The following is a 20592-nucleotide window of genomic DNA, read 5'->3' on the forward strand; positions in this document are numbered from 1 at the left end:
CCCGTGCGCCCCGCCCGGCTCCCCCGAAGTGACGCCCGGCTCCGGCGTGATCCACGTCAACGTGCGCCACCTCTCCGGCTTCACCGTCATCGGCAACCACCTCGCCCAGCACCGGGGCCTGTCACTCACTGCGATCGGCCTGGCCGCGCACATCCAGTCGCTGCCCGCAGGGGCCAGGGTCGGCATCAAGGCCCTCGCCGGACGCTTCCCGGAGAGCGAGGCCCGCATCGCCGCCGCGCTGAACGAGCTGGAGGCCACCGGCTACCTCCTGCGCAGCCGCCTGCGCCTCACGGACGGGCGGGTGGTCACGCGCACGGTGTCGTACAACCAACCGGTCACGACGACGCCCCAGCGGTCCGCCAGCGCCTCGACGATCAGCAGGCCGCGCCCGCTCTCCGCGTCCGGGGCGGGCGTGTCGGGTAATCGGCCCCCGCATCGCGCGGGGGCCCTTTCTTTCAAGCCCGTCCGGCGTTTGAGGACGGAACCCCGTGCCCCGGACCGGGGTGCAGCGGCGCCAGGGACGCCCCCGGGATCCCCCGCAGCACCTCGGCCCCGATCTCCGCCAGCCGATGCGCCCCCGGCGCCTCCGCGCCCAGGCCGATCGCGTACCCGGTGCGACTGCCCACCGTCCGTACGCGCGGCCAGACGCGGCAGTCCGGGGCGCCCGCCTCGGTGAGGGCGGCGGTCAGGGCCAGGAGGCGGCCGCGCAGGCGGCCCTCCTCGGCCGGGGCGGCTGCGGCCAGGGCCCACGCGGTGTGCTCGGTGAGCGCGGGCGGGGCGCAGAGCGTGTCCGCCTCCGCCTCCAGGATCTCCCACGCCCGGAACAGCTCCGCCGTGAGCAGGTCGCGGCCGGCGGGGGAGACCTGTGCCGTGCAGGAACGGACCGGCGCTGTCGGGGTGTACACCGTGACCGGGTCGCCGGTCGCCGGGCCCTCGCCCACCGGGGAACGCCAGTCCCACGCGGCCCAGGTCGCGAAGAAGTCCCGGAGGCCGCCGCCCTCGTGCGCCGTACGGGCCGCGAGGACCGCCCAGGCGATCCCCGGCAGACCGCCGCACGGCGCGGAGTCCAGGCCCCGGGCAGCCGCCCACTCCTTGACGTCCCGGGCCAGCGCGGCGAACGCCTCCCGGTGCGGTGAGGCCGCCGCGAGCACCGCTTCCGCGTCGCTCACCGCGCTGAGCGCGACCGCCGCTGCCTCGCCCAACTCCGCCCGGCGGGCCACCGCTTCGGCCGGATCCAGGGCGCCCGTCGCCACGGTGACCAGGTCCACCCGCAGGCCGTCCACGTACCAGCGCAGCCCCGGCACCCGGGCGCCCGCGACCTCGCTCAGGTCCCGGGCCTCCGGGAAGGCGTCGGCGAGCCGGTCCCGCACTCCCGAGACACCGGGGAGCGCCGCCACCAGGTCGAGGTCCGCGCCGGGGCGTGCGCAGCCCATGCGCCGGGAGCCCACGATCTCGACGCGCGCACCGGGGAGCGCCGCCGCGACCCGGCCCGCGACCTCGTCGGCCTGCGCGGAGGGCGCGCCCAGCTCCACCCGTACCCCGTAGTGGTCGGAGACGTACAGGCCGTCGGGGCTCGGGGTGTCCCCCGTCAGGGTCGCCGTGCGTGCCCGGAGCCGTTCCGTGCGCAGCAGCACCCGGTCCAGGCGGGAGACGCGGCCGGAGAGGGAGGAGATCGCGGCGAGGGGGTTCGTCGACGGGTCGAAGGTCGGCGTGTCGTCGGCGGGGCCGCGCACCTCGGTCCAGGCGTCGGTCATCGCGAGCCGGGTCTGCGGGTGGTCACCGCCGTCGTTGAAGTCCCCGACGAGGACGAGTTCGCCCGCCACCGCCGCCAGTCCCGTTGCCAGGTCGGTCAGTTCGGCGTCCCGGCGGACGGCACCGTCGGGGGAGTGGTCGCTGCTGAGGTGGGTGACGGCCACCGTGACGGGGCCGTCCGCCGTCTCGACGACGACCGCCGCGACCGCCTTGTGCGGGCCCAGCGTGTGCACGGCCGCCTCGCTCACCGGCAGGCGGCTGAGCAGCAGCAGCCCGTGGTCCGGCACGTCGTGGCCGGCCGGTTCGGTGGCGAGCGTGTAGCCCTCGCGCACCCAGTCGCGGGCCAGCAGCAGCGTCAGCAGCGCGGGCTCGACCTCCTGGAGCGCGATCACGTCCGCGTCCGCCGCGCGCAGGGCGTCGGCCAGGAGGGGTCTGCGCCGGGCCGTGTCGATGCGGTCGCTGTCGTAACGGTCCCAGAGGGTGTTCCAGGTGAGGACCGTCAGCGGACCCGCCGGACCCGCCGGACCCGGCCCGGAGGCGGGCGCCGGTTCCCAGGCGCCGGTCGCGGGGGAGTACGCGTGCGGCGTGCGGGCCGTGAAGTAGGGGGACGGCAGGCGGCGCGACTCCCGTATCCGGCCGGCGGCCGTCGCGTCGATGCGGTCGGTGCCCGTCGCCCGGTCCCAGACCACCTCGCCGTCCGCCTCGAAGAAGAGGACCCGGTGCCAGGGGATGTCCCCGCCCGGCGTGAACCGGTCCAGCGGCACCCGCTTCGGCTCCCGGCCGCGCTGCGCCACGCCCAGCACGAAGCGCGCCGGGTCGAAGCGGGCGTCCCAGCGGACGCGGTGGTAGATCTCCTCGCTCGTGCGCATCAGGCCCGGTCCTCCACGGTTCCGCTGGTGCCGATGTACCAGGTGCGGTGCGCCTGGCCGGGGTAGGGCGGGACGAAGCGGTGCAGCTGCGAGGCCAGCACCTGCGGCGGCACGGGGTGCTCCCGGCGCCCGTTGCGCGCGGCCAGCTCCGCCTCGCCGATCCAGGCCACGGCGTGCGTGACCAGGGCGTCGCGGCGGCGGGCGACCGCGTGGACCAGGGAGCGCTGGTGCGCGTTGAGGGAGGTGGCGTCCCAGACCACCGTCGCGCCGGGGACGAGGGCCGCGTCCAGCCGGTCCAGGCCCTCCCGCAGCACGTCCCCGTTGGCGCTCTGGTCGGCGCGCGAGCCCCGCGCCAGGCGCAGGTCGTCCAGCGAGATGTACGTGGCGACGCCCGGCAGGCCCCGGCCGAAGGTGCTCTTGCCGCTGCCCGAGGGGCCGGCCAGCTGGACCAGGCGCGGGAAGTCCCCGGACCGCCACCGCCAGGTCGCGGCGACGGCCTCCTCGGCGGTGGTGATGCGGCCGGCCGCGTACGCCTCGCGGGCCTGCGCCAGGCAGCGCGCGGCGGCCTCCGGCTCCAGACCGGCGAACGCCTCGGTGAGCCCCTCCGGTTCTCGTACGTCCTCTGCGTGCAGGGCCGACCACTCGACCTGCTCGCGCGCCTCGGCGGTGTCCGCCAGCACGCCGGACAGCGCGTGCAGGACGGGCAGGTCGGCGGCGAGCGCCATCCGGGCCAGCCCGGCGCGCCGCTCCTCGTCGGGGTAGGGGCGGTGCAGCCCGGGGTACAGCCCGACGAGGTCCGCGACGCGGCGGGCGAGCGGCATGCCCACGCTGCCCGCGAGGGCCGGGGCGAGGGCGGTGCGGCGGGTGCCGTGCAGCAGGGCGGCGAGGACCCCGGCGATCCGGTCGTCGCCGGTGCGGCCGAGCGCGTCGAGAGCGTCGGCGGCGGCGAGGGCAGCGGTGGCGTCGGCGGTGGCGAGGGCTGCGGGGGCGTCGTGGGGCGTGGCCGAGGGGTCCTCGTGAGCTGAGGCATCCGCCGACGGGCCCACGCCCACCGCCGCCGCCAGAGCCGCCGCGTCGACCGGCGCTCCGGATCGTACGGACCACAGGGCCGCCGTCGGGGCGAGGCCGTTCTCGACGACCTCCGCGTGCATCCAGTGCGTATCGGTCACCACATGGCCCGGCCGCACCCACTTGCCGACGACGCGGCCGAACTCGGCGGCCGGGAAGGCGGCGGCCGGCCGCACGACGTACCCCTCCTGCCGCCCCGTGTCCGGCTTCAGCGCGCGCAGCGCCTTCGCGTCGAACACCCCGCGCCACAGCACCGGCGGCGCCGGGATGCCCAGGGAGCGCAGGAACTCCACGGTCCGGTCCCAGCCCAGGCAGCGGTCGCCGTCCCAGACGGAGAACCCGTAGAAGTGGCTCTCCAGCGCGCCGTACGCCAGGGAGTGCCGGGCGAACATGTTCTCGCCGCAGATCCGCCACCCCGCAGGGACGCGGGGGCCGACGCGGGCCTGGAGGGCCTTGACCCAGGTGCGGGAGGGGTGGTGCGCCGAGTCCAGCGAGCGGGCGTGCAGCCCGTCGGCGTACAGCGTGGTGTTCTCGCCGTCCAGCTTCTCGGTGACCACGACCTCGGTGCCGGCCAGCGCGGCAAGGTCCGTCATCCGTACGTCGTCCGACGTGGCGCCGGGCGACCAGGGAAGATGAGGAGTCCGCGGATAGTGCGTACGCATGTTCTGTCCCCCGTGCCGTTGCCGTACCCGGCCGGAAACTGTAGGGGCGGGGAGGCGGGGCGTACGACCGAATATCGCGTGCGGGAGCGGGGCCGAGGGGTCCGCGGAGCGCGCCCGCGTTTGACCAGCCACTCGGTAGGGGTAAGATCCCGGGCCCGATTGGCCAGGCTCATCGCCCGTATGGCACACTAGCCAGGTTGCTCGGTTGAGTGTCAATGCTGCGCGCCTCCCGCCGGGAGGACCGGAAGCGAGTCCCACAGTACTCGTCGGCCCCATGCGGGCCGGACGTACGGGAATCTTCCGGGAAGCGTAAGTGGGGCACCGGCCAGGCACCCGGTGGGGTTTCACCCCCGGCAGCGTGGTCTTCGGCCCGCACCCCCTTGGTTGGGAAATCCTTCGGGACTTCTGCGTAGAGGGGATGCGACACGCCCGACCGCGTGGGTCGGAGGTGGGGGATACCAGAACCCCGGGTTCCAGAGCGTTAAACGAGAGACAGGACTACTAGTAGCCATGGCGGGACAGAAGATCCGCATCCGGCTCAAGGCCTACGACCACGAGGTCATCGACTCCTCGGCGAAGAAGATCGTCGAGACGGTGACCCGCACTGGTGCGTCGGTCGCGGGCCCGGTGCCGCTGCCCACTGAGAAGAACGTGTACTGCGTCATCAAGTCGCCGCACAAGTACAAGGACTCTCGCGAGCACTTCGAGATGCGCACGCACAAGCGCCTCATCGACATCCTCGACCCCACGCCGAAGACGGTTGACTCGCTGATGCGCCTCGACCTGCCGGCCGGCGTCGACATCGAGATCAAGCTCTGAGGGGACGGGCCGAGATGAGCAAGAACATCAAGGGCGTCCTGGGCGAGAAGCTCGGTATGACCCAGGTCTGGGACGAGAACAACCGGGTTGTCCCGGTGACCGTCGTCAAGGCCGGTCCGTGCGTCGTGACGCAGGTCCGCACGAACGACAGCGACGGCTACGAGTCGGTCCAGATCGCCTTCGGCGAGATCGACCCGCGCAAGGTGAACAAGCCCCTCAAGGGCCACTTCGCCAAGGCCGACGTGACCCCGCGCCGCCACCTGGTGGAGCTCCGCACCCCTGACGCCGGCGAGTACACGCTGGGCCAGGAGATCACCGCCCAGGTGTTCGAGTCCGGCGTCAAGGTCGACGTCACGGGCAAGAGCAAGGGCAAGGGCTTCGCCGGTGTCATGAAGCGTCACAACTTCAAGGGCCTCGGCGCCGGCCACGGCGTCCAGCGCAAGCACCGTTCCCCCGGTTCGATCGGTGGCTGCGCCACCCCTGGGCGTGTCTTCAAGGGCATGCGCATGGCCGGTCGCATGGGTAACGAGCGCGTCACCACCCAGAACCTGACCATCCACGCGGTTGACGCGGAGAAGGGTCTGCTCCTCATCAAGGGCGCGGTCCCCGGTCCGAACGGCGGCCTCGTCCTGGTCCGTACCGCGGCCAAGGGGGCTTGAGGTAATGAGCACCATTGACATCCTTTCGCCGGCAGGCGACAAGGCCGGTACCGTCGAGCTCCCCGCGGAGATCTTCGACGCGAAGACCAGCGTTCCGCTGATCCACCAGGTCGTCGTCGCACAGCTGGCAGCTGCCCGTCAGGGCACGCACAAGACCAAGACCCGTGGCGAGGTCCGCGGTGGTGGGCGCAAGCCTTACCGCCAGAAGGGCACCGGCCGCGCGCGCCAGGGTTCGACCCGTGCGCCGCAGTTCGTCGGCGGTGGCGTCGTCCACGGCCCGCAGCCGCGTGACTACTCCCAGCGCACCCCGAAGAAGATGAAGGCCGCCGCCCTCCGCGGTGCCCTCTCCGACCGGGCGCGTCACTCCCGCATCCACGTCGTCACCGGCGTGGTCGAGGGTGGGATCTCCACCAAGGCCGCCAAGACGCTGTTCGGCAAGATCTCGGAGCGCAAGAACCTGCTCCTGGTCGTCGACCGCGCCGACGAGGCCGCGTGGCTCTCCGCACGCAACCTGCCCCAGGTGCACATCCTGGAGCCGGGCCAGCTGAACACGTACGACGTGATCGTCTCTGACGACGTGGTCTTCACTCAGGCCGCCTTCGAGTCCTTCGTGTCTGGCCCCCAGACCGCTGAGACCGAAGGGAGCGACGCCTGATGAGCGAGGCGACCGTTACCAGCAAGACCTACGACGACCCGCGCGACGTTCTCGTCAAGCCGGTTGTCTCGGAGAAGAGCTACGCGCTGCTCGACGAGAACAAGTACACGTTCATCGTCGCGCCGGGCTCCAACAAGACCCAGATCAAGCAGGCCGTCGAGGCGGTCTTCTCGGTCAAGGTCACCGGGGTCAACACGATCAACCGCCAGGGCAAGCGCAAGCGCACCAAGAGCGGTTTCGGCAAGCGCGCTGACACCAAGCGCGCCATCGTGACCCTCGCTGAGGGCGACCGTATCGACATCTTCGGCGGCCCGACCTCCTAGTGAGGCCGAGTCGTCCGGAATCGGACGAGGACTGAGAAATGGGTATCCGCAAGTACAAGCCGACGACCCCGGGCCGTCGTGGCTCCAGCGTCGCCGACTTTGTCGAGATCACGCGGTCCACGCCGGAGAAGTCGCTGGTCCGCCCCCTGCACAACAAGGGCGGCCGTAACAACACCGGTCGTGTGACCGTTCGCCACCAGGGTGGTGGCCACAAGCGCGCCTACCGCGTGATCGACTTCCGTCGTCACGACAAGGACGGCGTGCCGGCCAAGGTCGCGCACATCGAGTACGACCCCAACCGCACCGCGCGCATCGCGCTCCTGCACTACGCGGACGGCGAGAAGCGCTACATCATCGCGCCGCGTGGCCTGGGCCAGGGCGACCGTGTCGAGAACGGCCCGGCCGCCGACATCAAGCCCGGCAACAACCTGGCGCTGCGCAACATCCCGGTCGGTACGACCATCCACGCCATCGAGCTGCGGCCCGGCGGCGGCGCGAAGTTCGCCCGTTCCGCGGGTGCCTCCGTGCAGCTGCTGGCGAAGGAGGGCACCATGGCCCACCTTCGTATGCCGTCGGGTGAGATCCGCCTGGTCGACGCCCGCTGCCGCGCCACCATCGGCGAGGTCGGCAACGCCGAGCAGTCGAACATCAACTGGGGCAAGGCCGGCCGCATGCGGTGGAAGGGCGTTCGCCCGACCGTCCGTGGTGTCGTCATGAACCCGGTCGACCACCCGCACGGTGGTGGTGAGGGTAAGACCTCCGGTGGCCGTCACCCGGTTTCGCCGTGGGGTAAGAAGGAAGGTCGTACTCGTTCGCCCAAGAAGGCGTCGAACAAGTACATCGTCCGCCGCCGCAAGACGAACAAGAAGCGCTAGGAGCGGGTTTAGATGCCGCGCAGTCTCAAGAAGGGGCCCTTCGTCGACGGACACCTCGCCAAGAAGGTGGACGTACAGAACGAGGCAGGCACCAAGAACGTCATCAAGACCTGGTCCCGTCGCTCGATGATCGTCCCGGCCATGCTGGGTCACACCATCGCGGTGCACAACGGCAAGATCCACGTCCCGGTGTTCGTCACCGAGTCGATGGTCGGCCACAAGCTCGGCGAGTTCTCGCCGACTCGCACCTTCCGCGGCCACGTCAAGGACGACCGGAAGTCGAAGCGCCGCTAACGCGGGGTGACTGACTATGACTTACACCGAAGGGACAACCATGGAAGCCAGGGCCCAGGCGCGGTACATCCGCGTCACGCCCATGAAGGCCCGCCGCGTGGTGGACCTCATCCGTGGCATGGATGCCACGGAGGCTCAGGCGGTCCTGCGTTTCGCCCCGCAGGCCGCGAGCGTGCCGGTTGGCAAGGTGCTGGACAGCGCCATCGCCAACGCTGCACACAACTACGACCACACCGACGCCTCTTCGCTGGTCATCAGCGAGGCGTACGTGGACGAGGGCCCGACCCTGAAGCGGTTCCGTCCGCGTGCCCAGGGCCGTGCCTACCGGATCCGTAAGCGGACCAGCCACATCACCGTGGTCGTCAGCAGCAAGGAAGGAACCCGGTAATGGGCCAGAAGGTAAACCCGCACGGGTTCCGGCTCGGCATCACCACGGACTTCAAGTCCCGCTGGTACGCCGACAAGCTGTACAAGGACTACGTCAAGGAAGACGTCGCCATTCGTCGCATGATGACGAAGGGCATGGAGCGCGCCGGCATCTCGAAGGTTGAGATCGAGCGCACCCGCGACCGCGTCCGCGTCGACATCCACACCGCTCGTCCGGGCATCGTCATCGGCCGCCGCGGCGCCGAGGCCGACCGCATCCGCGGCGAGCTGGAGAAGCTGACCGGCAAGCAGGTCCAGCTGAACATCCTCGAGGTCAAGAACCCCGAGGTGGACGCTCAGCTGGTGGCCCAGGCCGTCGCCGAGCAGCTCTCCTCCCGCGTCTCCTTCCGTCGTGCCATGCGCAAGAGCATGCAGAGCACGATGAAGGCCGGCGCCAAGGGCATCAAGGTCCAGTGCGGCGGTCGCCTCGGCGGCGCCGAGATGTCCCGCTCGGAGTTCTACCGCGAGGGCCGTGTGCCCCTGCACACGCTCCGCGCGAACGTCGACTACGGCTTCTTCGAGGCCAAGACGACCTTCGGCCGCATCGGCGTGAAGGTCTGGATCTACAAGGGCGACGTCAAGAACATCGCCGAGGTCCGCGCCGAGAACGCTGCTGCCCGTGCGGGCAACCGCCCGGCCCGTGGCGGCGCTGACCGTCCGGCCGGCCGCGGTGGCCGCGGTGGCGAGCGTGGCGGCCGCGGCCGCAAGCCGCAGCAGTCGGCTCCGGCCGCCGAGGCCCCCAAGGCCGAGGCGCCCGCCGCTGCTCCGGCTGCTGAGAGCACCGGAACGGAGGCCTGACCGAAATGCTGATCCCCCGTAGGGTCAAGCACCGCAAGCAGCACCACCCGAAGCGCAGCGGCATGTCCAAGGGTGGCACGCAGGTTGCGTTCGGCGAGTACGGCATCCAGGCGCTGACCCCGGCGTACGTGACGAACCGTCAGATCGAGTCCGCTCGTATCGCCATGACGCGTCACATCAAGCGTGGCGGCAAGGTCTGGATCAACATCTACCCGGACCGTCCCCTGACGAAGAAGCCTGCCGAGACCCGCATGGGTTCCGGTAAGGGTTCGCCGGAATGGTGGATCGCCAACGTCAAGCCCGGACGCGTCATGTTCGAGCTGTCGTACCCCAACGAGAAGATCGCCCGTGAGGCGCTTACTCGCGCGGCCCACAAGCTGCCGATGAAGTGCCGGATCGTCAAGCGCGAGGCAGGTGAAGCGTGATGTCGGCCGGTACCAAGGCGTCCGAGCTGCGCGAGCTGGGCAACGAGGAGCTCCTCAACAAGCTCCGCGAGGCCAAGGAAGAGCTGTTCAACCTCCGCTTCCAGGCGGCGACGGGCCAGCTCGAGAACCACGGTCGGCTCAAGTCCGTCCGTAAGGACATCGCCCGGATCTACACCCTGATGCGCGAGCGCGAGCTCGGTATCGAGACGGTGGAGAGCGTCTGATGAGCGAGAAGACTGTGACTGAGACCAAGACCGAGCGCGGTTTCCGCAAGACCCGCGAGGGCCTCGTCGTCAGCGACAAGATGGACAAGACCGTCGTCGTCGCCGTCGAGGACCGCGTGAAGCACGCGCTGTACGGCAAGGTCATCCGCCGTACGAACAAGCTCAAGGCCCACGACGAGCAGAACGCCGCCGGCGTCGGCGACCGCGTCCTCCTGATGGAGACCCGGCCGCTGTCCGCCACGAAGCGGTGGCGCATCGTCGAGATCCTCGAGAAGGCCAAGTAATTCCTGAGGGGACTTCCCCTCAGGTCAGTTCCGCCAGGCTCGGCAGGGGCTCCCGCAACGGAGCCCCTGCCGGGAACCGGCAGACGATCAGGAGATAGACGTGATCCAGCAGGAGTCGCGACTGCGTGTCGCCGACAACACGGGTGCGAAGGAAATTCTCACCATCCGTGTTCTCGGTGGCTCGGGTCGCCGCTACGCGGGCATCGGTGACGTCATCGTCGCCACCGTCAAGGACGCGATCCCCGGTGGCAACGTGAAGAAGGGTGACGTCGTCAAGGCGGTCATCGTTCGCACCGTCAAGGAGCGTCGTCGCCAGGATGGCTCGTACATCCGCTTCGACGAGAACGCCGCCGTCATTCTGAAGAACGACGGCGACCCCCGCGGCACCCGTATCTTCGGCCCGGTGGGCCGTGAGCTGCGCGAGAAGAAGTTCATGAAGATCATCTCGCTCGCGCCGGAGGTGCTGTAAGCATGAAGATCAAGAAGGGCGACCTGGTTCAGGTCATCACCGGTAAGGACAAGGGCAAGCAGGGCAAGGTCATCGTTGCCTACCCCGCTCAGGACCGCGTCCTCGTCGAGGGTGTCAACCGGGTCAAGAAGCACACCAAGGCCGGCCAGACCGCTCGCGGTTCGCAGACCGGTGGCATTGTGACGACCGAGGCCCCGATCCACGTCAGCAACGTGCAGCTGGTTGTTGAGAAGGACGGCAACAAGGTCGTTACTCGCGTCGGCTACCGCTTTGACGACGAGGGCAACAAGATCCGTGTTGCCAAGCGCACCGGTGAGGACATCTGATGACTACCACCACCGCGCCGCGTCTCAAGACGCGCTACCGCGAGGAAATCGCCGGCAAGCTGCGTGAGGAGTTCTCCTACGAGAACGTCATGCAGATTCCCGGCCTGGTCAAGATCGTGGTCAACATGGGTGTGGGCGACGCCGCCCGCGACTCCAAGCTGATCGACGGGGCCGTCAAGGACCTCACCACGATCACCGGTCAGAAGCCGGCCGTCACCAAGGCCCGCAAGTCGATCGCGCAGTTCAAGCTGCGCGAGGGGCAGCCGATCGGCTGCCACGTCACCCTCCGCGGTGACCGCATGTGGGAGTTCCTGGACCGTACGCTGTCGCTCGCGCTTCCGCGTATCCGTGACTTCCGCGGCCTGTCGCCCAAGCAGTTCGACGGCCGTGGCAACTACACCTTCGGTCTCACGGAGCAGGTCATGTTCCACGAGATCGACCAGGACAAGATCGACCGGGTCCGGGGCATGGACATCACCGTGGTCACCACGGCGACCAATGACGACGAGGGTCGTGCCCTCCTTCGTCACCTCGGCTTCCCGTTCAAGGAGAACTGACCGTGGCGAAGAAGGCTCTGATCGCTAAGGCCGCCCGCAAGCCGAAGTTCGGCGTCCGGGGTTACACCCGGTGCCAGCGCTGCGGCCGGCCCCACTCCGTCTACCGCAAGTTCGGCCTGTGCCGCGTGTGCCTTCGTGAGATGGCTCACCGTGGCGAGCTGCCGGGCGTGACCAAGAGCTCCTGGTAATTCTCCTTCGCCCTTTGGGCGTTGGGAATCACCGGAGACTCTCGGTAAGCATCTGGTCGGCAGGAGCCCGGCCCCGCATGCCGTAGGCTTGCAGGGTTGGGCGCCTGCCGCCCATGACCGACTTACTACGCCGTAGGTCCCCGCACCGCACCCGTCCCGCCTCTGAGCGGGGAGAGGGATGGCGCATACAGGAAACCCCGGCGAGAGAGGCCGAAGGCCAACTCATGACCATGACTGATCCCATCGCAGACATGCTCACGCGTCTGCGCAACGCGAACTCGGCGTATCACGACGACGTCACGATGCCGCACAGCAAGATCAAGTCGCACATCGCGGAGATCCTCCAGCAGGAGGGCTTCATCACCGGCTGGAAGGTCGAGGACGCCGAGGTCGGCAAGAACCTCGTCCTCGAGCTGAAGTTCGGCCCGAACCGCGAGCGCTCGATCGCCGGCATCAAGCGAATCTCGAAGCCGGGTCTGCGTGTCTACGCAAAGTCCACCAACCTGCCGAAGGTCCTCGGCGGCCTGGGCGTGGCGATCATCTCCACGTCCCACGGTCTCCTGACCGGCCAGCAGGCCAGCAAGAAGGGCGTAGGTGGGGAAGTCCTCGCCTACGTCTGGTAGTCGGGAACGGAGGAATAGCTCATGTCGCGAATCGGCAAGCTCCCCATCCAGGTTCCCGCCGGTGTGGACGTCACCATCGATGGCCGCACGGTCAACGTGAAGGGCCCCAAGGGCACCCTCACGCACACCGTCGCGTCGCCGATCGAGGTCACCAAGGGTGAGGACGGCGTCCTGAACGTCGTCCGCCCGAACGACGAGCGTCAGAACAAGGCCCTTCACGGCCTGTCCCGCACGCTGGTGGCGAACATGATCACCGGTGTGACCCAGGGATACATCAAGGCGCTCGAGATCAGTGGTGTCGGTTACCGCGTCCAGGCGAAGGGCTCCAACCTGGAGTTCGCCCTGGGCTACAGCCACCCGATCCTGATCGAGGCCCCGGAGGGCATCACCTTCAAGGTGGAGACCCCCACGAAGTTCACCGTCGAGGGCATCGACAAGCAGAAGGTCGGCGAGACCGCGGCCAAGATCCGCAAGCTGCGGAAGCCTGACCCGTACAAGGCCAAGGGCGTCAAGTACGCCGGCGAGGTCATCCGCCGCAAGGTCGGAAAGGCTGGTAAGTAGCCATGGCATACGGCGTGAAGATCGCCAAGGGCGACGCGTACAAGCGCGCGGCTCGCAAGCGGCGCCACATCCGCGTCCGCAAGCACATCTCCGGTTCGCCGGAGCGTCCGCGCCTGGTCGTGACCCGCTCCAACCGCCACATGGTCGCCCAGATCATCGACGACATCGCGGGCCACACGCTCGCGTCGGCGTCGACCCTGGACGTCTCCATCCGTGGTGGCGAGGGCGACAAGAGCAGCCAGGCCAAGCAGGTCGGCGCCCTGGTCGCCGAGCGTGCCAAGGCCGCAGGCGTCGAGGCCGTCGTGTTTGACCGCGGTGGTAACCAGTACGCCGGGCGGATTGCCGCTCTGGCTGACGCCGCCCGTGAAGCCGGGCTGAAGTTCTAGCCCCGGTTCCTACGCACAGCGGACGTAACAGAGAGAGGTAAATCCAATGGCTGGACCCCAGCGCCGCGGAAGCGGTGCCGGTGGCGGCGAGCGGCGGGACCGGAAGGGCCGTGACGGCGGCGCTGCCGCCGCCGAGAAGACCGCGTACGTCGAGCGCGTCGTCGCGATCAACCGAGTCGCCAAGGTTGTGAAGGGTGGTCGTCGCTTCAGCTTCACCGCGCTGGTCGTGGTGGGCGATGGTGACGGCACCGTCGGTGTCGGTTACGGCAAGGCCAAGGAAGTTCCCGCGGCCATCGCCAAGGGCGTGGAAGAGGCCAAGAAGAACTTCTTCAAGGTCCCGCGTATCCAGGGCACCATCCCTCACCCGATCCAGGGTGAGAAGGCTGCGGGCGTCGTCCTGCTCAAGCCGGCTTCCCCGGGTACCGGTGTGATCGCCGGTGGTCCGGTGCGCGCCGTGCTGGAGTGCGCCGGCGTCCACGACATCCTGTCGAAGTCGCTCGGGTCCTCGAACCCGATCAACATCGTGCACGCGACCGTGGCGGCCCTCCAGGGCCTGCAGCGTCCCGAGGAGATCGCGGCCCGCCGCGGTCTGCCCCTCGAGGACGTCGCCCCCGCGGCTCTGCTTCGTGCGCGTGCGGGAGCGGGTGCGTAATGGCTCGCCTCAAGATCACGCAGACGAAGTCGTACATCGGCAGCAAGCAGAACCACCGCGACACCCTGCGTTCGCTCGGGCTCAAGCGCCTGAACGACTCGGTTGTCAAGGAGGACCGCCCCGAGTTCCGCGGCATGGTGCACACCGTCCGCCACCTCGTGACGGTTGAGGAGGTCGACTGACATGGCGGAGAACAAGCCGCTGAAGGCGCATGACCTCCGGCCTGCCCCGGGTGCCAAGACCGCCAAGACCCGTGTGGGTCGTGGTGAGGCGTCCAAGGGTAAGACCGCTGGTCGTGGTACCAAGGGCACCAAGGCCCGTTACCAGGTTCCGGAGCGCTTCGAGGGTGGGCAGATGCCCCTCCACATGCGTCTCCCGAAGCTCAAGGGCTTCAAGAACCCGTTCCGCACGGAGTACCAGGTCGTGAACCTGGACAAGCTCGCGACGCTCTACCCCGAGGGTGGAGAGGTCACGGTGGCCGACCTGGTCGCCAAGGGTGCCGTGCGCAACAACCACCTCGTCAAGGTCCTCGGACAGGGCGAGATCTCCGTGGCGCTGCAGGTTTCGGTTGACGCCGTCTCCGGCTCCGCCAAGGAGAAGATCACCGCCGCCGGCGGTACCGTCACCGAGCTCGTCTGAGACAACTCGGACACTTAGGTGACCTGAACATCCGACCGGGGATGCCCTCTCAAATGGGGCATCCCCGGTTGGTCGTTCCTAGGGGGGCATGTACGCCGGTAAGGTGGCGTCCGTTGCTGTGGTAACCCCTGGGCGCATGCGTCCGGGGCCCTTTGACTGTTACGTATCCGTCGATCCTCAAGACCGTCACCTCTACGCTCTGCGCGGGGGTCGCAGGAGGCACCGTGCTCACCGGCTTCGCCCGGGCGTTCAAGACGCCCGACCTGCGCAAGAAGCTGCTCTTCACTCTCGGCATCATCGTGCTCTACCGGCTCGGGGCCCACATCCCGGTTCCGGGCGTGAGCTACGAGAACGTCCAGACCTGTGTTGATCAGGCAAGCAAGGGCAACAACAGCCTCTTCGGCCTGGTGAACATGTTCAGCGGTGGTGCGCTGCTGCAGATCACGATCTTCGCGCTCGGCATCATGCCGTACATCACGGCCAGCATCATTCTCCAGCTGCTGACCGTGGTCATCCCCCGACTCGAGGCGCTCAAGAAGGAGGGGTCGTCCGGGCAGACCAAGATCACGCAGTACACGCGTTATCTGACGGTCGCGCTCGCCATCCTCCAGGGCACCGGCCTGGTGGCCACCGCCCGCAGCGGCGCCCTGTTCAGCGGCTGCCCGGTCGCCGACCAGATCGTCCCGAACCAGTCGATGTTCACGACGATCGTGATGGTCATCACCATGACCGCCGGCACCGCCGCCGTCATGTGGCTCGGTGAGCTCATCACCGACCGCGGCATCGGCAACGGCATGTCGATCCTGATGTTCATCTCGATCGCCGCCAGCTTCCCGTCCGCCCTCTGGGCCATCAAGACCAGCGGCAAGCTCGCGGACGGCTGGATCGAGTTCTTCACCGTGATCCTGGTCGGCTTCGTGATGGTGGCGCTCGTCGTCTTCGTCGAGCAGGCCCAGCGCCGTATCCCGGTGCAGTACGCGAAGCGCATGATCGGCCGCCGTTCCTACGGCGGAACGTCCACGTACATCCCGCTCAAGGTGAACCAGGCGGGTGTGATTCCCGTCATCTTCGCTTCTTCGCTGCTCTACATCCCGGCCCTCATCGTCCAGTTCTCCAACTCCAAGGCGGACTGGGCGATCTGGATCCAGGACAACCTGACCAAGGGCACGCACCCGTACTACATGACCGCCTACTTCCTGTTGATCGTCTTCTTCGCCTTCTTCTATGTGGCGATTTCGTTCAACCCCGAGGAAGTCGCCGACAACATGAAGAAGTATGGTGGCTTCATCCCGGGTATCCGGGCTGGTCGACCTACTGCCGAGTACCTGAGCTACGTGCTCAACAGGATCACTTGGCCGGGCTCGCTGTACCTGGGTCTGATCGCTCTGGTGCCGACGATGGCGTTGGCAGGCTTCGGTGGCGCTAACCAGAACTTCCCGTTCGGCGGGACGAGCATCCTCATCATCGTGGGTGTGGGTCTGGAGACCGTGAAGCAGATCGAGAGTCAGCTCCAGCAGCGCAATTACGAAGGGTTCCTCCGCTGATGCGAATCGTCCTCGTCGGCCCGCCGGGTGCCGGCAAGGGAACGCAGGCCGCGTACCTTGCCAAGAACCTGTCGATTCCGCACATCTCCACGGGCGACCTCTTCCGCGCCAACATCAGCCAGGGCACCGACCTTGGCAAGCAGGCCCGCGCCTACATGGACGCGGGGCAGCTGGTGCCGGACGAGGTGACGAACGGAATGGCCAAGGACCGCATGTCCCAGCCGGACGCGGCCGACGGCTTCCTGCTCGACGGCTTCCCGCGCAACGTGGGCCAGGCCGAAGCCCTGGACGTGATGCTCAAGGACGAGGGCGTGAAGCTGGACGCCGTGCTCGACCTGGAGGTCCCCGAGGACGAGGTCGTGAAGCGGATCGCGGGTCGCCGCATCTGCCGCAACGACAGCGCGCACGTCTTCCACGTCACGTACAACGCGCCGAAGACCGAGGGTGTCTGCGACACCTGCGGCGGCGAGCTGTACCAGCGGGACGACGACACCGAGGAGACGGTGCGTACGCGGCTGGAGGTCTACCACACGCAGACCGAGCCGATCATCGATTACTACCGCGCGCAGGACCTGGTGGTCACCATCTCCGCGCTCGGCAAGGTCACCGACGTGACCGACCGGGCCATGGAGGCGCTGAAGAAGCCCGCGAAGGGCTGAGCGCTCCCCACCCCGCAGTACACGCAGTACAAGCCGGCCGCGGCGTCCTCGGACGCCGCGGCCGACTGCTTGCCGCCGCGTATCGTGGAATACCGCGTACTCGTCACCGTCCCTCCTCACCGTCCTACCGGAAAGGCGCCGCAGCATGGTGCAGATCAAGACCCCCGAGCAGATCGCGAAGATGCGCGAGGCGGGGCTGGTGGTCGCTGCCATCCACGCGGCCACCCGTGAGGCGGCGGTGCCCGGCGCCACCACCCGGGACCTGGACCAGGTCGCCCGCAAGGTGATCGCGGACCACGGGGCGAAGTCGAACTTCCTCGGGTACGGCGGCTTCCCCGCGACCATCTGCACCTCGGTCAACGAGGTCGTCGTCCACGGCATCCCGGACGACAGGACGGTCCTGAAGGACGGCGACATCATCTCCATCGACGCCGGCGCGATCGTCGACGGCTGGCACGGCGACGCCGCGTACACCGCCTTCGTCGGTACGGGACACGCTCCGGAGCTGGTCGAGCTGTCCCGGGTGACCGAGGAGTCGATGTGGGCCGGCATCGCGGCGATGAAGGTGAACAACCGCCTCGTCGACATCTCCAAGGCGATCGAGTCCTACATCCGCCGCCAGCCCCGCCCCGCCACCGGCAAGTACGGGATCATCGAGGACTACGGCGGGCACGGCATCGGCACCGAGATGCACATGGACCCGCACCTGCTGAACTACGTCTCCCGCAAGCGCGGCAAGGGCATCAAGCTGGTCCCGGGCGTCTGCCTCGCGATCGAGCCCATGGTCTCGCTGGGCACCCCGCACACCGAGGTGCTGGAGGACGAGTGGACCGTCATCACGACGGACGGCACCTGGTCCTCGCACTGGGAGCACTCCATCGCCCTCACGGAGCAGGGGCCGCTGGTCCTCACCGCCCCGGACTGCGGCCGCGAGAAGCTGGCGCAGTACGGCGTGGAGGCCGCCCCGGACCCGCTGGGCTGATTGGGTCCGCCCAGGAGGTCTAAGGATCTCCTGGGATGGGCAAACTTGACGGATTCGCCTTTGGGAGTCCGCTGACGTAGACTGACTCGTCGGCTCTCGTGCATCCGTGTGTCCGCATACGGCGAACGAAAGTCGATCAAGGTAGCCGATTCGAAGGGCGAAGCGTGGCCAAGAAGCAAGGTGCCATCGAAATTGAGGGCACCGTGATCGAGTCCCTCCCGAACGCCATGTTCAAGGTGGAGCTCCAGAACGGTCACAAGGTCCTCGCGCACATCAGCGGCAAGATGCGTATGCACTACATCCGCATCCTTCCGGATGACCGGGTCGTCGTGGAGCTGTCTCCGTACGACCTGACGCGTGGCCGGATCGTCTACCGCTACAAGTAGATCTTGCCCGCCCGCCTCGGCGCGGTGTTGGCACTGACCCGGAGAACCTGACATCCCATGAAGGTCAAGCCGAGCGTCAAGAAGATCTGCGACAAGTGCAAGGTGATCCGCCGTCACGGCCGGGTCATGGTCATCTGCGACAACCTGCGCCACAAGCAGCGCCAGGGCTGACGCACGACCCCCTGCATCTCGCAGTTCTTCGCGCGACGCACGTAACACGTACATACGCAGAGCCCGTCCAAGCCACGGCTGACGACACCTCCGGCGGGGGCCGGGGACCCGGACGTACCACCTCTCCCAGCGAGGGGTCGGCGGTCGGGAGTGGCACTGCGGAAGACCCCCGACTTAACAACTGGAGCCATTGAATGGCACGCGTTTCAGGTGTTGACATCCCGCGCGAAAAGCGCGTGGAGGTTGCCCTCACCTACGTCTTCGGTATCGGGCGCACCCGGTCCAAGGAGATCCTCGCCACCACCGGCGTGAACCCGAACACCCGCGTTCGTGACCTGGCCGAAGAGGACCTGGTCAAGATCCGCGAGTACGTGGACGCCAACCTCCGCACCGAGGGTGACCTCCGCCGCGAGATCCAGGCCGACATCCGCCGCAAGGTCGAGATCGGCTGCTACCAGGGTCTCCGTCACCGCCGCGGTCTTCCGGTCCACGGCCAGCGCACCAGCACCAACGCCCGTACCCGCAAGGGTCCGCGTCGCGCGATCGCCGGCAAGAAGAAGCCGGGCAAGAAGTAGTCCTCAGCGGACGCACTGCGAGCGACCGGAATCCCGGGGCTCCGCAGCAACCAGCGGTCTTCGCTGTAGGACCGATCACCTCCCCTCTCCATCTGGAGTCAAGACATGCCCCCCAAGGGTCGTCAGGGCGCAGCCAAGAAGGTGCGTCGCAAGGAAAAGAAGAACGTCGCTCACGGCCACGCGCACATCAAGAGCACGTTCAACAACACGATCGTCTCGATCACGGACCCCTCGGGCAACGTGATCTCCTGGGCCTCCGCCGGCCACGTCGGCTTCAAGGGCTCGCGCAAGTCCACCCCCTTCGCCGCGCAGATGGCCGCCGAGTCGGCCGCCCGCCGCGCGCAGGAGCACGGCATGCGCAAGGTCGACGTCTTCGTGAAGGGTCCGGGCTCCGGCCGCGAGACCGCGATCCGCTCCCTCCAGGCCACGGGTCTTGAGGTCGGTTCGATCCAGGACGTCACCCCGACGCCGCACAACGGCTGCCGTCCGCCGAAGCGTCGCCGCGTCTGATCCGTCACGGCCGGTGACGGCCGTGCGTCAGTAGCGCCGGGTCCGGGCGGTACATCTCTTCGGAGGCGTACCGCCCGTACCCTTGTTACATCTGTCGGGCATCAAATAGTGGGTGCCCACGACTGAAGGATTCACATCATGCTGATCGCTCAGCGTCCGTCGCTGACCGAAGAGGTCGTCGACGAGTTCCGCTCCCGGTTCGTCATCGAGCCGCTGGAGCCGGGCTTCGGTTACACCCTCGGCAACTCCCTGCGTCGCACGCTCCTCTCCTCGATCCCGGGTGCCGCTGTCACCAGCATCCGCATCGACGGTGTCCTGCACGAGTTCACCACCGTGCCGGGCGTCAAGGAGGACGTGACCGACCTCATCCTCAACATCAAGCAGCTGGTCGTCTCCTCGGAGCACGACGAGCCGGTCGTGATGTACCTGCGCAAGCAGGGCCCCGGCCTGGTCACCGCCGCGGACATCGCGCCGCCGGCCGGTGTCGAGGTGCACAACCCGGACCTGGTCCTGGCCACGCTGAACGGCAAGGGCAAGCTGGAGATGGAGCTGACCGTCGAGCGCGGTCGCGGCTACGTCTCCGCCGTCCAGAACAAGCAGGCGGGCCAGGAGATCGGCCGTATCCCGGTCGACTCCATCTACTCGCCGGTGCTCAAGGTCACGTACAAGGTCGAGGCGACCCGTGTCGAGCAGCGCACCGACTTCGACAAGCTGATCGTCGACGTCGAGACCAAGCAGGCCATGCGTCCGCGTGACGCCATGGCGTCGGCCGGTAAGACCCTGGTCGAGCTGTTCGGTCTGGCGCGCGAGCTCAACATCGACGCCGAGGGCATCGACATGGGCCCGTCGCCGACGGACGCCGCGCTCGCGGCGGACCTGGCGCTGCCGATCGAGGAGCTGGAGCTCACGGTCCGCTCGTACAACTGCCTCAAGCGCGAGGGCATCCACTCGGTGGGCGAGCTGGTGGCCCGCTCCGAGGCGGACCTGCTCGACATCCGCAACTTCGGTGCGAAGTCGATCGACGAGGTCAAGGCGAAGCTGGCCGGTATGGGCCTGGCGCTGAAGGACTCGCCTCCCGGGTTCGACCCGACCGCCGCCGCCGACGCCTTCGGCGCCGACGACGACGCGGACGCCGGTTTCGTGGAGACCGAGCAGTACTAGTACGCCTCCCGGCTGGGGTGCGCCTGCTTGAAGGGGTGCCCCGGTCCGGGCGAGGGCTTTGTCCTCAATC

31 protein-coding genes are annotated in these 20592 nt (G+C 68.3%); 29 read left to right on the top strand and 2 right to left on the bottom strand.

Translation table 11 applies throughout. The features are described 5' to 3' along the window. Positions 1–455: 455 nt before the first annotated feature. Both EAO73_RS06245 and EAO73_RS06250 read right to left on the bottom strand, forming a co-directional pair. A complete protein-coding gene (locus tag EAO73_RS06245) occupies positions 456–2621 on the bottom strand; it encodes an RNA repair domain-containing protein (RefSeq protein WP_147970453.1) in 2166 nt (721 codons plus the stop codon). Then, the gene (locus EAO73_RS06250) at positions 2621–4351 is read right to left on the bottom strand and encodes an RNA ligase family protein (protein WP_147970454.1); all 1731 of its coding nucleotides are present in this window, start codon (positions 4349–4351) and stop codon (positions 2621–2623) included. Before EAO73_RS06250 ends, EAO73_RS06245 begins: the two co-directional genes overlap by 1 nt. Positions 4352–4861: 510 nt before the next feature. On the opposite strand from EAO73_RS06250, the gene rpsJ reads away from it, so the two are divergent. The 29 genes from rpsJ (at position 4862) to EAO73_RS06400 (ending at position 20522) form a co-directional block, all read left to right on the top strand. Next, the gene (gene rpsJ / locus EAO73_RS06255; protein ID WP_003948644.1) at positions 4862–5170 is read left to right on the top strand and encodes a 30S ribosomal protein S10; all 309 of its coding nucleotides are present in this window, start codon (positions 4862–4864) and stop codon (positions 5168–5170) included. A 14-nt stretch (positions 5171–5184) separates the two neighbouring features. Beyond that, positions 5185–5829 (top strand): 50S ribosomal protein L3, encoded by a 645-nt coding sequence (gene rplC / locus EAO73_RS06260; protein ID WP_147970455.1) that lies wholly within the window; start codon positions 5185–5187, stop codon positions 5827–5829. 4 nt (positions 5830–5833) lie between these two features. Beyond that, positions 5834–6484, top strand: coding sequence for a 50S ribosomal protein L4 (rplD, locus tag EAO73_RS06265; protein ID WP_147970456.1), 651 nt, complete (start codon positions 5834–5836; stop codon positions 6482–6484). After that, positions 6484–6807 carry a 50S ribosomal protein L23 gene (gene rplW, locus EAO73_RS06270; protein ID WP_018101226.1) on the top strand — a complete coding sequence of 108 codons (324 nt, stop codon included), beginning with the start codon at positions 6484–6486 and terminating at the stop codon, positions 6805–6807. The genes rplD and rplW overlap by 1 nt, the downstream gene beginning before the upstream one ends. Before the next feature lie 38 nt (positions 6808–6845). Continuing rightward, positions 6846–7682: a 50S ribosomal protein L2 gene (gene rplB, locus EAO73_RS06275; RefSeq protein WP_018101225.1), complete on the top strand. Its 837-nt coding sequence runs from the start codon at positions 6846–6848 to the stop codon at positions 7680–7682. Between the two features lie 12 nt (positions 7683–7694). Further along, positions 7695–7976: a 30S ribosomal protein S19 gene (gene rpsS, locus EAO73_RS06280; RefSeq protein WP_018101224.1), complete on the top strand. Its 282-nt coding sequence runs from the start codon at positions 7695–7697 to the stop codon at positions 7974–7976. A gap of 40 nt (positions 7977–8016) precedes the next feature. Next, entirely contained in the window at positions 8017–8364 is a 348-nt protein-coding gene (gene rplV / locus EAO73_RS06285) for a 50S ribosomal protein L22 (protein ID WP_004571827.1), read from the top strand. Further along, positions 8364–9200, top strand: a complete 837-nt coding sequence (rpsC, locus tag EAO73_RS06290) for a 30S ribosomal protein S3 (RefSeq protein ID WP_018519293.1) — start codon at positions 8364–8366, stop codon at positions 9198–9200. Before rplV ends, rpsC begins: the two co-directional genes overlap by 1 nt. A gap of 5 nt (positions 9201–9205) precedes the next feature. After that, on the top strand, positions 9206–9625 hold the full coding sequence (rplP, locus tag EAO73_RS06295) for a 50S ribosomal protein L16 (RefSeq protein WP_018101222.1): 420 nt from the start codon (positions 9206–9208) through the stop codon (positions 9623–9625). Beyond that, positions 9625–9849, top strand: coding sequence for a 50S ribosomal protein L29 (gene rpmC / locus EAO73_RS06300; protein ID WP_014047786.1), 225 nt, complete (start codon positions 9625–9627; stop codon positions 9847–9849). Before rplP ends, rpmC begins: the two co-directional genes overlap by 1 nt. Further along, complete coding sequence (gene rpsQ, locus EAO73_RS06305) at positions 9849–10133, top strand: 30S ribosomal protein S17 (protein ID WP_018519292.1); 285 nt, start codon at positions 9849–9851, stop codon at positions 10131–10133. The genes rpmC and rpsQ overlap by 1 nt, the downstream gene beginning before the upstream one ends. 100 nt (positions 10134–10233) lie before the next feature. Then, positions 10234–10602, top strand: a complete 369-nt coding sequence (rplN, locus tag EAO73_RS06310) for a 50S ribosomal protein L14 (RefSeq protein ID WP_003966950.1) — start codon at positions 10234–10236, stop codon at positions 10600–10602. Between the two features lie 2 nt (positions 10603–10604). Continuing rightward, a complete protein-coding gene (rplX, locus tag EAO73_RS06315; RefSeq protein WP_003966949.1) occupies positions 10605–10928 on the top strand; it encodes a 50S ribosomal protein L24 in 324 nt (107 codons plus the stop codon). Further along, positions 10928–11485, top strand: a complete 558-nt coding sequence (gene rplE / locus EAO73_RS06320; RefSeq protein WP_018101220.1) for a 50S ribosomal protein L5 — start codon at positions 10928–10930, stop codon at positions 11483–11485. The genes rplX and rplE overlap by 1 nt, the downstream gene beginning before the upstream one ends. Positions 11486–11487: 2 nt before the next feature. Next, on the top strand, positions 11488–11673 hold the full coding sequence (locus EAO73_RS06325) for a type Z 30S ribosomal protein S14 (RefSeq protein ID WP_003948630.1): 186 nt from the start codon (positions 11488–11490) through the stop codon (positions 11671–11673). A 224-nt stretch (positions 11674–11897) separates the two neighbouring features. Further along, a complete protein-coding gene (gene rpsH, locus EAO73_RS06335; RefSeq protein WP_018519291.1) occupies positions 11898–12296 on the top strand; it encodes a 30S ribosomal protein S8 in 399 nt (132 codons plus the stop codon). A 21-nt stretch (positions 12297–12317) separates the two neighbouring features. Then, positions 12318–12857 (top strand): 50S ribosomal protein L6, encoded by a 540-nt coding sequence (rplF, locus tag EAO73_RS06340; protein ID WP_018101218.1) that lies wholly within the window; start codon positions 12318–12320, stop codon positions 12855–12857. Positions 12858–12859: 2 nt separating this feature from the next. Continuing rightward, positions 12860–13243, top strand: coding sequence for a 50S ribosomal protein L18 (gene rplR / locus EAO73_RS06345; protein WP_018101217.1), 384 nt, complete (start codon positions 12860–12862; stop codon positions 13241–13243). A gap of 46 nt (positions 13244–13289) precedes the next feature. Then, positions 13290–13895: a 30S ribosomal protein S5 gene (rpsE, locus tag EAO73_RS06350; protein ID WP_018101216.1), complete on the top strand. Its 606-nt coding sequence runs from the start codon at positions 13290–13292 to the stop codon at positions 13893–13895. Further along, on the top strand, positions 13895–14077 hold the full coding sequence (rpmD, locus tag EAO73_RS06355) for a 50S ribosomal protein L30 (protein ID WP_003966943.1): 183 nt from the start codon (positions 13895–13897) through the stop codon (positions 14075–14077). Before rpsE ends, rpmD begins: the two co-directional genes overlap by 1 nt. A gap of 1 nt (position 14078) precedes the next feature. After that, positions 14079–14534: a 50S ribosomal protein L15 gene (gene rplO / locus EAO73_RS06360; protein ID WP_018519290.1), complete on the top strand. Its 456-nt coding sequence runs from the start codon at positions 14079–14081 to the stop codon at positions 14532–14534. 224 nt (positions 14535–14758) lie between these two features. Next, positions 14759–16078 (top strand): preprotein translocase subunit SecY, encoded by a 1320-nt coding sequence (gene secY, locus EAO73_RS06365; protein WP_147970457.1) that lies wholly within the window; start codon positions 14759–14761, stop codon positions 16076–16078. After that, positions 16078–16737, top strand: a complete 660-nt coding sequence (locus tag EAO73_RS06370; RefSeq protein WP_147970458.1) for an adenylate kinase — start codon at positions 16078–16080, stop codon at positions 16735–16737. Before secY ends, EAO73_RS06370 begins: the two co-directional genes overlap by 1 nt. Before the next feature lie 145 nt (positions 16738–16882). Then, positions 16883–17719 (top strand): type I methionyl aminopeptidase, encoded by an 837-nt coding sequence (gene map / locus EAO73_RS06375; protein ID WP_073862637.1) that lies wholly within the window; start codon positions 16883–16885, stop codon positions 17717–17719. Positions 17720–17883: 164 nt separating this feature from the next. Next, entirely contained in the window at positions 17884–18105 is a 222-nt protein-coding gene (gene infA, locus EAO73_RS06380; RefSeq protein WP_003956442.1) for a translation initiation factor IF-1, read from the top strand. A gap of 57 nt (positions 18106–18162) precedes the next feature. Beyond that, the gene (gene rpmJ, locus EAO73_RS06385; RefSeq protein WP_003956441.1) at positions 18163–18276 is read left to right on the top strand and encodes a 50S ribosomal protein L36; all 114 of its coding nucleotides are present in this window, start codon (positions 18163–18165) and stop codon (positions 18274–18276) included. Positions 18277–18470: 194 nt separating this feature from the next. Further along, a complete protein-coding gene (rpsM, locus tag EAO73_RS06390) occupies positions 18471–18851 on the top strand; it encodes a 30S ribosomal protein S13 (protein ID WP_018519286.1) in 381 nt (126 codons plus the stop codon). A gap of 105 nt (positions 18852–18956) precedes the next feature. Next, on the top strand, positions 18957–19361 hold the full coding sequence (gene rpsK, locus EAO73_RS06395) for a 30S ribosomal protein S11 (protein ID WP_003956432.1): 405 nt from the start codon (positions 18957–18959) through the stop codon (positions 19359–19361). Positions 19362–19499: 138 nt separating this feature from the next. After that, positions 19500–20522: a DNA-directed RNA polymerase subunit alpha gene (locus tag EAO73_RS06400; RefSeq protein WP_024755423.1), complete on the top strand. Its 1023-nt coding sequence runs from the start codon at positions 19500–19502 to the stop codon at positions 20520–20522. The last annotated feature ends 70 nt before the right edge of the window (positions 20523–20592 follow it).

This window comes from Streptomyces sp. col6 (assembly GCF_008042035.1).
Lineage (GTDB): Bacteria > Actinomycetota > Actinomycetes > Streptomycetales > Streptomycetaceae > Streptomyces.

Excerpts from the sequence above, each read along its gene's own strand:
- EAO73_RS06245 (WP_147970453.1), bottom strand. The coding sequence starts at position 2,621 with ATGCGCACGAGCGAGGAGATCTACCACCGCGTCCGCTGGGACGCCCGC.
- EAO73_RS06250 (WP_147970454.1), bottom strand. The coding sequence starts at position 4,351 with ATGCGTACGCACTATCCGCGGACTCCTCATCTTCCCTGGTCGCCCGGC.
- rpsJ (WP_003948644.1), top strand. The coding sequence starts at position 4,862 with ATGGCGGGACAGAAGATCCGCATCCGGCTCAAGGCCTACGACCACGAG.
- rplC (WP_147970455.1), top strand. The coding sequence starts at position 5,185 with ATGAGCAAGAACATCAAGGGCGTCCTGGGCGAGAAGCTCGGTATGACC.
- rplD (WP_147970456.1), top strand. The coding sequence starts at position 5,834 with ATGAGCACCATTGACATCCTTTCGCCGGCAGGCGACAAGGCCGGTACC.
- rplW (WP_018101226.1), top strand. The coding sequence starts at position 6,484 with ATGAGCGAGGCGACCGTTACCAGCAAGACCTACGACGACCCGCGCGAC.
- rplB (WP_018101225.1), top strand. The coding sequence starts at position 6,846 with ATGGGTATCCGCAAGTACAAGCCGACGACCCCGGGCCGTCGTGGCTCC.
- rpsS (WP_018101224.1), top strand. The coding sequence starts at position 7,695 with ATGCCGCGCAGTCTCAAGAAGGGGCCCTTCGTCGACGGACACCTCGCC.
- rplV (WP_004571827.1), top strand. The coding sequence starts at position 8,017 with ATGGAAGCCAGGGCCCAGGCGCGGTACATCCGCGTCACGCCCATGAAG.
- rpsC (WP_018519293.1), top strand. The coding sequence starts at position 8,364 with ATGGGCCAGAAGGTAAACCCGCACGGGTTCCGGCTCGGCATCACCACG.
- rplP (WP_018101222.1), top strand. The coding sequence starts at position 9,206 with ATGCTGATCCCCCGTAGGGTCAAGCACCGCAAGCAGCACCACCCGAAG.
- rpmC (WP_014047786.1), top strand. The coding sequence starts at position 9,625 with ATGTCGGCCGGTACCAAGGCGTCCGAGCTGCGCGAGCTGGGCAACGAG.
- rpsQ (WP_018519292.1), top strand. The coding sequence starts at position 9,849 with ATGAGCGAGAAGACTGTGACTGAGACCAAGACCGAGCGCGGTTTCCGC.
- rplX (WP_003966949.1), top strand. The coding sequence starts at position 10,605 with ATGAAGATCAAGAAGGGCGACCTGGTTCAGGTCATCACCGGTAAGGAC.
- rplE (WP_018101220.1), top strand. The coding sequence starts at position 10,928 with ATGACTACCACCACCGCGCCGCGTCTCAAGACGCGCTACCGCGAGGAA.
- rpsH (WP_018519291.1), top strand. The coding sequence starts at position 11,898 with ATGACCATGACTGATCCCATCGCAGACATGCTCACGCGTCTGCGCAAC.
- rplF (WP_018101218.1), top strand. The coding sequence starts at position 12,318 with ATGTCGCGAATCGGCAAGCTCCCCATCCAGGTTCCCGCCGGTGTGGAC.
- rplR (WP_018101217.1), top strand. The coding sequence starts at position 12,860 with ATGGCATACGGCGTGAAGATCGCCAAGGGCGACGCGTACAAGCGCGCG.
- rpsE (WP_018101216.1), top strand. The coding sequence starts at position 13,290 with ATGGCTGGACCCCAGCGCCGCGGAAGCGGTGCCGGTGGCGGCGAGCGG.
- rpmD (WP_003966943.1), top strand. The coding sequence starts at position 13,895 with ATGGCTCGCCTCAAGATCACGCAGACGAAGTCGTACATCGGCAGCAAG.
- rplO (WP_018519290.1), top strand. The coding sequence starts at position 14,079 with ATGGCGGAGAACAAGCCGCTGAAGGCGCATGACCTCCGGCCTGCCCCG.
- EAO73_RS06370 (WP_147970458.1), top strand. The coding sequence starts at position 16,078 with ATGCGAATCGTCCTCGTCGGCCCGCCGGGTGCCGGCAAGGGAACGCAG.
- map (WP_073862637.1), top strand. The coding sequence starts at position 16,883 with ATGGTGCAGATCAAGACCCCCGAGCAGATCGCGAAGATGCGCGAGGCG.
- rpmJ (WP_003956441.1), top strand. The coding sequence starts at position 18,163 with ATGAAGGTCAAGCCGAGCGTCAAGAAGATCTGCGACAAGTGCAAGGTG.
- rpsM (WP_018519286.1), top strand. The coding sequence starts at position 18,471 with ATGGCACGCGTTTCAGGTGTTGACATCCCGCGCGAAAAGCGCGTGGAG.
- rpsK (WP_003956432.1), top strand. The coding sequence starts at position 18,957 with ATGCCCCCCAAGGGTCGTCAGGGCGCAGCCAAGAAGGTGCGTCGCAAG.
- EAO73_RS06400 (WP_024755423.1), top strand. The coding sequence starts at position 19,500 with ATGCTGATCGCTCAGCGTCCGTCGCTGACCGAAGAGGTCGTCGACGAG.